Below are 13,148 nucleotides of genomic sequence, written 5' to 3'. Positions count from 1 at the left end.
GCCGCTGGCTTCCGCCAGAATCATCGTGATCGCTGCCGTCAGCGTCGTCTTGCCGTGGTCAACGTGACCAATGGTCCCGATGTTCGCGTGCGGCTTGGTGCGCTGAAACTTTTCCTTCGCCATGGTCTTTACCCCTTGAACGCCGATCTTCGAAAGAGACGGGCTGATCGTCATGCAAAATTGGTAACAAGGGCATACGAGGCATGCCCGGTTCGGATGCGCGCCTGATACACGCCGCAGACCGGTATAGGCAAGCGCGAATGCATCGCGGTGAGGATGTGGCCTGAAGCGCGTGAGGTCTGGGCCACAGGGTGGAGCCCGGAATGTGCCGCTGCAACGGCCGAACACGTGTTGGCAGCGAGCGTATGCCGGCAGACCCGGAAGCGTCGGAGCAAGTCCGCCTACGCTCGTTCCAGTGGTGGGCCTGCCCAGCCGAAGCTCGCGCAGCGAGGGCAACGAATTGAGGAGATCGTGAAATTGGGGGTGTCCGCCTTCGCCGAAGGCTACGGCGGGACAGCCTTCGCTCGATCTGACCTTGGGCCTGCCCAGCCGAAGCTCGCGCAGCGAGGGCCAAAGGAAGTTGAGCGTCCGATTTCCGGGGTGTCCGCCTTCGCCGAAGGCTACGGCGGGACAGCCTTCGCTCGTTTCAGTGTTGGGCCTGCCCAGCCGAAGCTCGCGCAGCGAGCGAAGGCTGGAGCGGGTAGTCGGGATCGAACCGGCATCCTCAGCTTGGAAGGCTGCTGCACTACCATTGTGCTATACCCGCGCCAGAACTGAACCGTTTAACCGCTTCGGACGCAGGCGTCGAGGGTCTGTGCAGCACCGATTGCACTGGACAGGGCCGTATCTGTTCCAGTGAACATTCGCGCCGTGCACCGCCCCGCCGCAGCCTCGCGACTTCCAGGACCATTGTCGCTGCGCAAGCGGGCTGCCCTGCCCAGGTTCAGACTTGCGCGGTGATGTGAGTGAGGCCTTAATACACGCTGAGGCTGAGGGGGAATACCATGTCTGTTTTGCGCGCTGCGGCGCTCCTTATCGCCATTCTGGTTCTGTCAATCACCGCGCCGGTCGAAGCGATGGCGCCCGCATCGCCGTCGGCACCGCCTGACCCAAACCAGTTGTACCAAGCCTTCAACGCCGCCATGGACGCCGATGATTTCGCCACCGCCGCCGAGGCCGGCGACCAGTTGGCGGCACTCCAGATTTTCGCGCAACAGTCAGACGGCCTGAAATACTCGCTCCTGTCCCGGCTCGGATATGCCCACCGCCGCCTCGACGATACCGAAATGGCGCTCGCACTGTGGGACCAGGCCGAACCGCTGACCGATCACCCCGGCTGGCTGAATTACATGCGGGTCTATGCCTACAGATCGCTTGGGGACTGGGATCAGGCCTTCGCCCGCCTGCTCATATTGCAGACACAGGACGAGGAATTGTTTGATGCAATCCAGCTCCCGGTCATGTTCGAAGTCGTCAACGAGCTGGAAAGTGCAGGCAATATCGAGCACCAGGAGGAATTGCTCGAGCTTATGGTCAGCGCGTACAACCCCGAGAGTCCGATGACGACCCTCGACTATGCCCGGCTGCGGCTGGCGCGCATTCACGCACGCGCAGGGGATATGGCTACCGCCTTGCAACAGGTCCAGCAGATTAAACGGGGCCCCGCGCTGGAAAGCATCAGGACGGAACGCCTTTTCGAACCGCTCTGGTCACTGGAGGGGTTCTCACAAATGACCGATCCTTCGGCTGCCTTGCACACCGAACTGGAAGAAGCCCTTGCAGTGGAGGCGGCTCACGCCGACCTGCTTGAGCCCCTGACCAGCCAGGTGCGTGTCTTGCTGGCCCTCGGCCGCAGCGCCGAAGCGGAAGCGGTCGCACGCAGCGCAGACGCACGATTGCGCGCGGGCGAAGCCTTTCTCGATACGGACGAGCAAGTTTCATGGCTGCTCAATGAATGGGCTTACGCGCTCTATGCCCTCGGCCGGATCGAGGAGGGCAATGAAACCATGCGCCGCGCCGCGAATTTCACCGAGTCGGGTACGGCCAATGTCAGCCAGACCATCAATCTCGCCGAAATGCTGGTCTACCAGCAACGCCCCGCCGATGCGCTCGAGGTGATCGAATTGATGAATGACCGGTCCGCCTCCCCCTATGGCGACATGTGGGCCTGGGAAGTACAGGCCACCGCCCGGCGTCAGCTGGGCGAGCTTGAAGCGAGCGAGACCATCCTGGCCAATATGGCTGAGCACTGGCGCGACAATCCGTCAGCCTATCAGAAGGCCCTGATCTCCGCCGGCCGGATTGACGAGGCTGCCGCCCTGCTCGTCCGTCGTCTTGAAGATCCGGAACATGCTCCCGGGGCCCTCGCCGCCTTGCAGCAATACCAGCCGGTCTTCACAACACCCGCCCTGGGATTGGCGCTCGAATGGGCAGAGCAATTCCACGCCCTGGCGCAGCGCCCGGAGGTTGCCGCAGCGCTGCAGCCGGTTGGCCGGATCGAGCAGAGCGGACTTGTAAACGCCTATTGGGGCAAGTTCTAGCGCGCCTGGCTCCTGCCCCCCCGGCCATGCGGCACGCGCAATGATGATGGCGCCGGCACCCAGAGCGGTTAAGCTGGCATTGCGACTGCTCGCTCTCGGACTGGGGACAACATGACCGGATTTCTGCTGCTGGCCTTCATCTTCCTCATCGCCGGCGTGATCGCGGTGCCGATCGCCTCGCGCCTCGGGCTCGGCTCGGTGCTGGGTTATCTGATTGCCGGCATCGCCCTGGGTCCGTTGATCGGAGCGCTCGGTGTCGATCTGGTCTCGATCCAGCATTTCGCCGAATTCGGTGTCGTGATGATGCTCTTCCTGGTCGGGCTGGAGCTGGAGCCGAAACTGCTGTGGCAGATGCGGGCGCGACTGCTCGGGCTGGGTGGATTACAGGTCCTGGGCACGCTCGCCGGCGTGACCGGCATCGCGATGGCCTTCGGCCAACCCTGGCAAACCGCCCTCACCATTGGCATGGTCCTGTCGCTCTCCTCGACAGCCATCGTGTTGCAGACGCTGAACGAGAAGGGCCTTGCGCGCAGCGATGGCGGGCGCGCCAGTTTTTCCGTCCTGCTCTTCCAGGACATTGCCGTCATCCCGATGCTGGCCATCATCCCGCTCCTCGCCCTGCCCGATCTGTTGGCCGGCAGCCATGCCGCCGAAGCCGCCGCCCATGGCGAGGGCGCCGGCCTTGACCTGAATCTCGTGGACGGGCTGGGCGGCTGGCAACGCGCCCTGGTCACGCTGGCCGCAATCGGCGCGGTCATCGGGATTGGCGCCTATCTGACGCGGCCCATCTTTCGCTACATCGCCAGGGCGAAGATGCGCGAGCTTTTCACCGCCGCGGCCCTGATGATCGTGATCGGCATTGCCCTGCTGATGACCCTGGTCGGCCTGTCGCCGGCGCTGGGCACATTCCTCGCCGGCGTCGTGCTGGCCAATAGCGAATACCGCCATGAGCTGGAATCCGATATCGACCCGTTCCGCGGCCTCCTGCTGGGTCTGTTCTTCATGACGGTCGGCGCCGGCATAAATTTCGCGCTGCTGGCGGAGAACCCGGTCGGCATTCTCGGCGCGGTGGCCGGCCTGATAGCGCTGAAAGCCGGCGTGCTCTGGGTGCTGGCCCGGATTTTCGACCTGCAGGGTTCGGACCGCTGGCTGTTTGCGCTCGGCCTCGCCCAGGCCGGTGAATTCGCCTTCGTCCTGCTCGCCTTCAGCCTTGCAAACGGCGTCATTCCCGACGCCCTCGCCGCGCCGATCTCGCTCATTGTGGCGCTGTCAATGTTGCTGACTCCGGCCCTCTTCATCCTGCTCGACAAGGTGATCATGCCGCACTATCTGGCGCGCTCGACGCGCCCTGATGATCCGATCGAGCCCGGTGGCAAGATCATCATTGCCGGCCATGGCCGCTTTGGCGGCATTATCAACCGCATGCTCTCCTCGGCCGGCCACGCGACCACCGTGATCGATTACAGCTCCGAACATCTTGAAGCCCTGCGCACCTTCGGCTTCCAGGTCCATTTCGGCGACGCCACCCGGCCCGACCTCTTGCAGGCGGCCGGCATCGCCGAGGCCAGGCTTCTGGTCATCGCCATCAACGACAAGGCCAAGATCACCGAGCTGGTGCGCTATGCCCTGCACACCTATCCCGACCTGCACGTGCTGGCCCGCGCGATCGACCGCGATCATGTCTATGAGCTCTGGGCCGCCGGCTGCCGCGACATCGTTCGGGAAACCTATGACAGCTCGATTCGCGCCGGGCGTTCGGCGCTGCAAGCGCTCGGCCTGAACCCCAGACAGGCGACGCGCATTGCCGACGAGTTTGAACGCCTGGACCGCGCTTCAATGCCCGTATTGGCCAATCTCTACCGCCTCGACACCCCGCCCCACCTCAACGCCCCCTATGTCGCCAAGGTCAAGGAGATCAGCGAAGAATGGGACCGCCAATTGCGGGGGCATATGGAGGCGCAGGAGGCAGAGGAGAATGAGGCCGCCAAAGCTGACGCGCCAATTTCAAACTGACGCCTGTCCCGGCCACCCTTCCGCTCAAGCAAGCGCCTTTTGCGGATTGATCGGCGCGATCAGACTACCCGCAATCATGCCGATGATCGCCATCAAAAGCCCGGCGAGTTGTGGCGGAACCAGCATCGAGGTGTCATTGGCCATCATCTGCAGATTGAGCGCTTCGAGCACCGCCCAGGTCGTCACCCCCAGTGCGATCGAAACCAGCGCGCCGGTATTGGTCGCCCGTTTCCAGTAGACGCCAAACGCCAGCGGCACAAAGGCACCGCAGAGCGTGACGAGATAGGCATTCTCGACCATTTCGAAAATGCTCAACCCGGCCGAGGTGCTCAGATAGGCATAGCCCAGCACCACAAGGCCAAACACGAAGACGGACCCCCGCAAGCTCCAGAGCAATTGCTTGTCATTGAGCCTGAAAGCATCCTTGAAAATATTCTCGGCCAGGATCGCTGAGGGTGCCAGCAATGTGCCCGAGGCCGTCGACATGATCGCCGACAACAGCGCGCCAAAGAAGACGACCTGGATTGGCATCGGTACATCATTGAGAATGAATTCCGGCAATATCCGCTGTGGATCGCCGCCCTCGGCCATATTGACGGCCAGCAGGTTCGGGTCGAGCAAGGTGGCGCCATACGCAATGAAGATCGGGATGAAACAAAAGGCGATATAGAATGTACCGCCAATCACGGTGCCCCGGACGGCGGTGCCTTCATCCTTCGCCGACATGACGCGCTGGAAGACGTCCTGCTGCGGGATCGAGCCCAGCGCCAGGGTCACAAACGTGCCGATGAAGGCGAGAATCGCGGCCAGGTTGAGCTCGGGCCAGAAGTCGAACTTGTCGTGAGCCGCAGCGTGATCGATGACTTCCATATAGCCGCCATCGAGGCGGTCGGCGACTAGCCAGGCGACGATCAACAACCCGCCCAGAATGATCATCATCTGGAGAAAATCCATGATCGCCACCGACCACATGCCGCCGAAAATCGTGTACAGCATGACCACGGTCAGGCCGATCACCATGCCAAGCTCGAGTGACACGACATCATCGGAAATCAGATTGATCGTCAGGCCCAGCGCCACGATCTGGGCCGACACCCAGCCAAGATAGCTGATACAGATCGCAATCGAGATCAGGACTTCAACGGTGCGGCCAAACCGGTTGCGATAGAAATCGCCAATCGTCAGCAATTTCATCCGGTAGAGCCGGGCGGCAAAGAAGATTCCGACAAAGATCAGGCACAGGCCCGCGCCAAACGGATCGGCGACAATCCCGCCGAGACCTTCCTCCATAAAGGTGGCCGGCATGCCCAGTATCGCTTCAGACCCGAACCAGGTCGCAAAAACCGTGGCGATCGTGATGTAAATCGGCAGCGAGCGACCGGCCAGAACATAGTCGGTCGAACTGCGCACCCGCGATGCCGCATGCAACCCGATGCCAACCGAGATGGCCATGTAAAGAACAACAAAGATACCCAATGTGCTCATGAAAGCCCCCAATCATGACAGGTACAGCGCGCCAGACGCAGCCTAGAATCGGAACAGAAATCTGGCGCGATAATCCTGATCCGGCAAATGCTTTTGGAAGGGGCAGATGTTGCACTCGCAATAGCCCCCGCGCAGAGGCACGGCCGGAGCGAGTGCTTGAGGCAAAACGGGGGAAATGCGGGTGAGGACAGGCCAGCGCCGCGTTGCTCCGCCAAGGCTTCGGACGGCACCTCTTCGCCCCAAGTGCGCGCTGCGGGTGGCTTGCCACCCGAAGCCCGCAGGGCGAAGGGTGGTGGAGGGGGCTGGATTCGAACCAGCGTACGCTATGCGGGCAGATTTACAGTCTGCTGCCTTTAACCACTCGGCCACCCCTCCACAGGGTGTCCCTCGGGCACGATAAACGGGCCGTGGGAAGACCTGCAACAAAGGGGCTGCGCAACCGGCTGGGCATGCTATGCCTGCGCCGAAATCTGCAACCGCCCTGAGACAGGAGCGCGGACTATAGTGACGAAGCCCCCTATGCGCAACACTCCCAACCGCGGCGATTACACACGCCGCTCCAGCCCTGCCCAGACAGCGAATTCCGGCTGGATCTGGGGGCGCCACGCTGTGCTCGCAGCGCTGCAAAACAGCAAGCGCAAAGTGATCGAAATCCGTGTGACGCGGAATGCGGTCAAGGAGATCCCGGAAGGACTGGCGAAACGGCTCTATGAGCCGCGCGAGATCGACCAGGCCCTCCCCGACGGTGCGGTGCACCAGGGTTTTGCCCTCAAATGCAGCGCGCTGGAGAGCGAACACATCAATGCCGTGGTCGATCCGACCCATGGCGCTCTTCTGGTGCTCGACCAGATCACCGATCCGCACAATGTCGGCGCCATCTTCCGCTCCGCGGCCGCTTTCGGGATTCGCGCCATCATCATGCAGGACCGCAAGTCGCCGCCGATCTTTGGCACGGTGTGCAAGAGTGCGGTCGGCGCGGCCGAACGCGTGCCCCACATCCAGGTGACCAATATCGCCGATACGCTCAAGAGCTTCCGCAAGGCCGGCCGCCATGTCCTCGGCCTGGCCGGCGAAGGCGATGCCTCACTTGCCGATGCGATTGCCGGCTATGACGGCAAGGGCCATGGCCCGGGACTGGTTCTGGTGATGGGGTCGGAAGACAAGGGTCTGCGGCCGCGCGTCGCCTCGGAATGCGACCAGCTGGTGCGGATTCCGATGATGGATGCGATCGAGAGCCTGAATGTCTCGAACGCGGCCGCAATCGCCCTCTATGAGGCGTCGAAATGGCGCCCTGCCCGCGGCAAGGCGCCCATCGAAGACGCTTCGGAGTAAACGGCCGGGCTAGTCGCGACCACCGACCTGAAGCACGGAGCGGCCATTGCGACGCCAGTCGACCGCGCCTTCAATCTCGCCGATATCGACGTCGCCGCCGCCGGACTCGCGCACGGTGACATTCACCGCCGTGCCGCCAAAGCTGACATCGCCCGAGCCATTGATCGAGACCTCGAACGGTTCGGCGCGGCCGTCATGCACGGCGATATCACCGGAGCCGCCAATCCGCGCGCTGAAGGCGCCATTCATGCTGGCCGCCTCGACATCACCGGATCCCGAAATGCGCACCTCAAGCCCGGCAATGCGGCCGAGTTCGACATCGCCGGAGCCATTAATCCCGACCTCGACATCCCCGCCGACATCGGCCATCCGGACATCACCGGAACCATTAATGCCAATTTCGGCCGTCCCGGCGACACTGCCGAGCACGACATCACCGGAGCCATTAATGCCGATATCGGCATTGCCGCCGATGGCGCGCGTCGTGACATCGCCTGAACCGCTAATGCTGATTTCGGCATCCTGGGCGATATCACCGGTCTCGAACCGGCCACAGCTATTCATCGTCAGATCGAGCGAACCCAGATCGCCGGCGCTTCCCTGAAAGGCACTCTCGCGCAATTCCAGCGCCAGCGACGCCGGGGCCGTGATGGTCAGGAGCGGATACTCGGTAATGGCATGCTGGCCACTCCAGCGCCGTCCGATCCGGATCTCGCCGTGGCGCGAATTGCAATTGAGATTGCGGATCGACTGGCCGCCATCAATCGCGACGCGCGACCCGCTATGATCAACATCCGGATCATCGACCCGGCCGCCCGTATTGGAAATCGCGACGCTGACCTGATCAGACGAACCGGTGCGGATCTCGACGCGGCCGATGAAATTCTCGATCGAGACGGTGTCGGCGGAATAATTCTGCCCGTCATCCTGGGCCGTGGCCGCATTGGCGATGACCGCCAGGCTGGCCAGGGCAAACGCTGTGCCGGCGATCAGTGCTGATTTACGCGTCATGGAAATCCCCTCTTGAATAGGTCCGATACAGACTGGATGCTGCAAGGCCCCCGATTGGATGCAAACCTGCCGCATTCATTCCTGCCGGGCGCTGACGGTCGTGTGACAATCGCTTAATACTGCGCCAGCCCGCGCGCCGTCAGAGGGAATGAAACCGGACCTGTCCCCTGCGGGCGGCCTGATCGGTTGGCGCGCCTCTACCCGATTGGCCCGCCCGGCGGATAACGGCAGGGGAAACGCCGCCCCGCAGCAAGCTTGCGGCCGTGCAATGCGGACTGAACAGGCATGCTACGGCAAGGTTACCCGATGGTACCGGAATCGGCCCGTCAGGCCGGCCAGAACTGGTAGACGAAGGTCGCGATCACCGTGCCGATGGCATAGCCAAACACCCCGACCAGCACGCCGGGCGTCACCAGATCCTTCCAGCCCTTGGCCGCCGCCAGGGCCGGCGCCGTCGTCGCACCGAGGATGGCGGCATTGGACGCCGTGATCAGTTCGGGCAGCGAGAATTTCAGGATCGAGCCGAGCCCGAACGTGACAATCGCGTGCGTCGTCAACAGGATAGCGATCAAGGCAATGAGCACGGGCGCCGACTGCACCAGTCCGACGACATCGGCCCCCGCCGCAATTGCCGCGAAGAAAACAAAGCTCAGACCGATGCCCAGCTCATAACCGCCACGCAGGCTGCCCATGGTTTTCGGGAAGGCGGTCGCCGGGATCAGGGCCAGCACGGTAATGATCGCATAGCGCCAATTGCCGGCCGCCTCGCCCCATTGCGCCACGGCCAGCCCGGTCAGCAAATCCCCCAGCGCCAGCACAACCAGCGCGAAGGTCGCAGAATAGACCAGCGTCGCCGCCGTCGCCTTGCCGGCTGGCTCTGACGCCTCGACCTCGATCTCCGCCTTGCTGTGATCGCGTGTCACGAAACGCTTGGCCAGCCAGTGCCAGCCGGGCAGAACGGCCAGCATGGCCAGGAAAAGGCCGGAAAAAAGATTATCGACCGCGGTCGCCGAGGAGACGAAATTCGGGTCATTGCGGGCCAGCCCAGTCAAATCGACCAGCGCCGCATAATTCACCGATCCGCCGATATAGGTAGCCGTGAATGTTCCCGCCGCGGCGGCCTGGTTGTCGCCGATATCGATCAGCGAGAAGGCGAGGATGGCACCCAGCACAGTCCCCAGCGAGGCGAGCAGGAAGGCCAGGGTCATGCGGCCGGTTTCGAAGAAGATCTTCTTCAGATCCGCTTTCATCAAAAACAGCGGGATCAGGATCGGGACGAAATAAGTGAAAACAAAGCTATAGCCCGGCGAGTCCTGCGGGATCAGTCCGATATTCGAGGCGATGATGGCAAACAGGATGGCCCAGACCGCGCCGGTCAGCAGCGCCCCGATCCGGGTCTTCTCCATCAGGAAGCCGGCGGCTGCGATGACGAAAAGTGCCGCAACGGCGGCCACAGCATTATCCGCTGGTATCAAAGACATGCGTATTCCCCCAGATTCCCGGTGACGCGCTGGACGCCTGTTTTGATCCTACGTGGCGATGGCGGCGGCGCAAGGCCGTTCAGGCGGCTTCACACTCTTCATCGACAAAGGCATCAGCCTCGATCTCGATCATGAATTCCGGACCGATGAAGCGGGAAATCTCCACCATCGTCGTGGCGGGCGGATGCTCACGGAATACCTCCCCATGGGCGCGGCCAAAGGCCTCCCAGTGGTCGATATTGGTGACGAACATCCGCGTGCGCACGACATCTTCCAATGTGGCACCGACATCGCTGAGCGCCTGGGCGATAATCTCGAAACAACGCCGCGCCTGGGCCTCCGGATCGCCAGCGGCGTAAACGCCGCCAGCCGGATCCATCGCCACCGTCCCGGTGACCCAGACATGCGGCCCGCGACGCAGGGCACGGCAATAGCCAACCTTGTCTTCCCATGGCGCCCCCGAAAATGCGCGCCGGGCCGGAACCGCCACCTAGCCCTCCGTCGGCTTGGCGAGCAGATCCATTGCGACGGCTGTGCTGGCTTCGATCGCCATGGTGATGCTGGTCTGTGGATCGTCAGGCGCGAAAAGCGGAGAATGATTGGATGGCGCTGCGACACCGCGCGCTGCGTAATCATCCAGCCGCTCCTGGGTCGTGCCACCGACCCAGAACATGAAGCTCGGGATCGCGGCTTCGGTGCGGTGATATTGCGCGAAATCCTCGCCGCCCATCACCGGTTCAGCCTCGGTGACGAAGCTGCTGCCAAACCGGGCGCGCATCGCCGATACGGCCCGCGCGGTCAGCGCCGGATCATTATACATTGCCGGCGTGTAGGGCATCTCCACCTCGACCTCGGGATATTCCTCCGGAGTCAGACCATAGGAAGCGGCCTGGGCATGGGCGACGCGTTCAATCCCGGTGAGAAGGTGCTCGCGCACTTCGTCGGTATAAGAGCGCACGGTCAGCTGGAGATGCGCGCCATCGCTGATGATATTGTGCTTGGTGCCGGCATGGATCGCCCCGACGGTGATGACACCGGGATCGAGCGGCGAGAGCTCACGTGAGACCAGCGATTGCAGCGCGACGATGATCTGCGCTGACAGATAGACCGGATCCTTCGTGGCGTGCGGATAGGCCCCGTGGCCGCCACGGCCATGGACGCTGATATCGACCGAGTCGACATTGGCCATCGCATAGCCCGGCGCGAAGGTGATATGCCCGGCGGGAATGCCGGAGAATGTGTGGAAAGACAGATTGTAATCGGGCAGCGGGAAGCGCTCGAACAGACCGTCCTCGATCATCATGCCCGCACCCAGCCCGATTTCCTCGGCCGGCTGGCCGATCAGGACCAGCGTGCCCGACCAGTCATCGCGCCGTTCCATCATCTGACGGGCTGTGCCGACCAGCGCCGTCATGTGGGTATCATGGGCGCAGGCGTGCATGACATGGCTCTCCAGCCCGCGCCGGTCGATTCCGGTGACGGTCGAGGCATAGGCGACATCGGTATGTTCCTCGAGCGGCAGGGCATCCATATCGGCGCGCATCATCACCGTCGGGCCTTCGCCATTGGGCAGCACCGCAACCAGACCAGTGCCGCCAACGCCTTCAGTCACTTCATAGCCCAGGGCCCGCAATTCCGCTGCCAGACGGGCCGCAGTCTCGACCTCCATCAGGGAGAGTTCCGGGTTGGCGTGGAAATGCTCGTAGAGGGCCTGAAGATTGTCCGTATAGTCCATCGTGATCGACGCGCGCAGGGCGTCGTCAGCGGGCGCCCGGACGACCGGCGGCGCACTCTCTACCGCAGCCGCATCGGCGGGTGCCGCCACATCACTCGGCGCATCGGCGGCCGGTTGGGTACAGCCCATCAGGGCCAGCGCCGCGACGGCACTCAAAAATTGGCGTTTCATATCGGTCCAGTCCCCATGATCACAATCCGGCCCTATTCGACCCGCGACTCAGCTTGAGGTCAATCTCCCAATGGGGATGTGGGCGGCTGTGCCGCACCCAACAGCTTCTCATAGCGCGCCGCGACATGGCTCAGATCGATCTCGTTGAGGAAGGTGGAATAGGCCAGATAGGACAGAAGATAGCGCAAATCCGTCGCCCAGGGCGGCATGAAGGCCGGTTCGGCAATCAGCCCCTGCTCGCGCAGCATTTTCATCGCTTCCAGATCGGCCAGGTCGATTTTGCCGACGAACAGCAGACGGATGAAGGCCGGGTCCCCGGCCCGCACTGCCGTGCGCAGGTAGTTGTGCACTTCCAGCAGACCGCCGAGATAGATTGAATCCTTGGTGCATGGCGCGCCGCCGCCCACCAGCCCGCCGCGCACGACCCGCCGCGCATTCTCGAACGCCTCGATCGGCGCATCATGGCTGCCGCGCTCGCGAAAGAAGTTGAACAACTGGATGAAGTCGGCGCCCTCGGCCGCCATGTCGATGGCGATCGTGCGGTCCGCCAGCCGACGAAAGCGGCGCGGGTCGAGGGCGCCGGAAATGAATTCAGCGAACACGGCCAGGCCTTCCTGGGTCCGCGCATTGCCGGGATGCGCCTCGGCCAGGATCGGGAAACGGCGTTGGGCTGCGCCATTCATATTGGTCGCGATGTGGATCAATGCCTCATGCTGCAAGAGCTGGATCACATCGAGATCGGAGAACGCCGCATCGGCGCGCAGCTTGATATAATCACGCCCGGCGGCGGCCTTGGCCGAGACATTCAACGTCACCTCGACCTGCGGCGCGGCCTGGCCGAAATAGCGCGGCAATTCGCCATCAAGCCGGCGCTTGAGCTCCTCGGCGCTGAGGCGTTCGGGCGGTTCCAGCCGGATACTGCCTTCCTCAAAATCCGCCAGCAATGTGTCGAGCCGGCGTGCGAGATCGAGCGCATTGCGCTTGCCATCGGCGATCGGGGATCGCGGATCGCCATAGAGCGCGCGCGAATGGGTGTGAAACGCCCGGGTGCCGGTACTGGCGAGCAGGGCCGCCGTTTCTGCGAGCGTATCAGCGAGCCGCCGCAGCCAGTCATGCACCGGACTGTCGCCATCGATCAATCTGCGCGCCGCTGCGATGCGCTCGAGCGATGGCGCCGGGTCGATGCGCGGATAGACGGGGCTGGGCAATTGACGCCCACCCGCCGCAAAGAAGGCATCGGCATGCGAGCGGTCCCAGGCAATGGTCTTGAGCACGGGGAGCCGGACCTCGGCCTCCAGCAGACAGGCGGCAGCGCGGGAAAGCCGGTCAACCTCATCCTCGCCCAGGCGCTCGATCATATCGGGCCGCCCTCGCCGCGCA

General features: G+C 63.1%; 10 protein-coding genes and 2 tRNA genes. 3 read left to right on the top strand and 9 right to left on the bottom strand.

Translation table 11 applies throughout. The features are described 5' to 3' along the window. Nucleotides 1-123 (bottom strand): GTP-binding protein (locus tag ACN0YJ_RS08775; protein WP_233342533.1); only part of this gene is annotated, 123 nt, incomplete at its 3' end. Nucleotides 124-692: 569 nt separating this feature from the next. Beyond that, nucleotides 693-766: transfer RNA gene (locus ACN0YJ_RS08770), tRNA-Gly, on the bottom strand. Between the two features lie 238 nt (nt 767-1,004). On the opposite strand from ACN0YJ_RS08770, the gene ACN0YJ_RS08765 reads away from it, so the two are divergent. Together ACN0YJ_RS08765 and ACN0YJ_RS08760 are read left to right on the top strand one after the other, a co-directional pair. Continuing rightward, nucleotides 1,005-2,540: a hypothetical protein gene (locus ACN0YJ_RS08765; RefSeq protein ID WP_417495962.1), complete on the top strand. Its 1,536-nt coding sequence runs from the start codon at nt 1,005-1,007 to the stop codon at nt 2,538-2,540. A gap of 111 nt (nt 2,541-2,651) precedes the next feature. Beyond that, nucleotides 2,652-4,553 carry a cation:proton antiporter gene (locus tag ACN0YJ_RS08760; RefSeq protein WP_417495961.1) on the top strand — a complete coding sequence of 634 codons (1,902 nt, stop codon included), beginning with the start codon at nt 2,652-2,654 and terminating at the stop codon, nt 4,551-4,553. Nucleotides 4,554-4,577: 24 nt separating this feature from the next. Here ACN0YJ_RS08760 and ACN0YJ_RS08755 read toward each other — a convergent pair whose 3' ends face one another. Further along, nucleotides 4,578-6,038, bottom strand: a complete 1,461-nt coding sequence (locus tag ACN0YJ_RS08755) for a sodium:solute symporter family protein (RefSeq protein WP_417495960.1) — start codon at nt 6,036-6,038, stop codon at nt 4,578-4,580. A gap of 290 nt (nt 6,039-6,328) precedes the next feature. Next, nucleotides 6,329-6,413 (bottom strand) — tRNA-Tyr (locus tag ACN0YJ_RS08750). Nucleotides 6,414-6,557: 144 nt separating this feature from the next. Here ACN0YJ_RS08750 and rlmB point away from each other — a divergent pair. Then, the gene (gene rlmB / locus ACN0YJ_RS08745; protein ID WP_417495959.1) at nt 6,558-7,370 is read left to right on the top strand and encodes a 23S rRNA (guanosine(2251)-2'-O)-methyltransferase RlmB; all 813 of its coding nucleotides are present in this window, start codon (nt 6,558-6,560) and stop codon (nt 7,368-7,370) included. Between the two features lie 9 nt (nt 7,371-7,379). Here rlmB and ACN0YJ_RS08740 read toward each other — a convergent pair whose 3' ends face one another. From ACN0YJ_RS08740 to ACN0YJ_RS08720, 5 genes are all read right to left on the bottom strand, one after another. Then, nucleotides 7,380-8,381 (bottom strand): GIN domain-containing protein, encoded by a 1,002-nt coding sequence (locus tag ACN0YJ_RS08740; protein WP_417495958.1) that lies wholly within the window; start codon nt 8,379-8,381, stop codon nt 7,380-7,382. A 326-nt stretch (nt 8,382-8,707) separates the two neighbouring features. Then, complete coding sequence (locus ACN0YJ_RS08735; RefSeq protein WP_417495957.1) at nt 8,708-9,862, bottom strand: DUF819 family protein; 1,155 nt, start codon at nt 9,860-9,862, stop codon at nt 8,708-8,710. 79 nt (nt 9,863-9,941) lie between these two features. Then, nucleotides 9,942-10,352, bottom strand: a complete 411-nt coding sequence (locus ACN0YJ_RS08730) for a RidA family protein (protein WP_417477906.1) — start codon at nt 10,350-10,352, stop codon at nt 9,942-9,944. Further along, nucleotides 10,353-11,768, bottom strand: coding sequence for a M20 metallopeptidase family protein (locus ACN0YJ_RS08725; protein ID WP_417495956.1), 1,416 nt, complete (start codon nt 11,766-11,768; stop codon nt 10,353-10,355). Nucleotides 11,769-11,827: 59 nt separating this feature from the next. Beyond that, nucleotides 11,828-13,126 (bottom strand): flavohemoglobin expression-modulating QEGLA motif protein, encoded by a 1,299-nt coding sequence (locus ACN0YJ_RS08720; protein WP_417495955.1) that lies wholly within the window; start codon nt 13,124-13,126, stop codon nt 11,828-11,830. Between the last annotated feature and the right edge of the window lie 22 nt (nt 13,127-13,148).

It is taken from the genome of Maricaulis sp. (assembly GCF_048270095.1).
Taxonomy (GTDB): Bacteria; Pseudomonadota; Alphaproteobacteria; order Caulobacterales; family Maricaulaceae; genus Maricaulis.
The sequence above is the reverse complement of the archived record's forward strand: the minus strand, read 5'-3'. Positions and strand labels throughout refer to the sequence as shown.